A 233-nucleotide genomic window follows, 5' to 3' on the forward strand; every position below is an offset into this window, starting at 1 on the left:
GTCTAAAATATCTCTATTTTAAACTCTCTATCTTATTTGATTCTTACGATATCATTTTACCAATATGTCAATGAACTGTGGCGAGTCGCCACTGACTATTATTTATCAGTGTTGACTTTTGATGCTATTGATAATTAATTATCTCTAAACATCGCCTTGTGGAGAATATCGGAGTCGAACCGATGACCTCTTGCGTGCAAGGCAAGCGCTCTAGCCAACTGAGCTAATCCCCC

The 233-nt window shown here is 38.6% G+C and carries 1 tRNA gene; it reads right to left on the bottom strand.

Annotated elements, in window-relative coordinates:
• Positions 1–159 precede the first annotated feature (159 nt).
• A tRNA-Ala gene (locus tag Q0662_RS11965) sits at positions 160–233 on the bottom strand.

Origin of the sequence: uncultured Polaribacter sp., assembly GCF_947503855.1 — a bacterium.
Classification (GTDB): Bacteria; Bacteroidota; Bacteroidia; order Flavobacteriales; family Flavobacteriaceae; genus Polaribacter.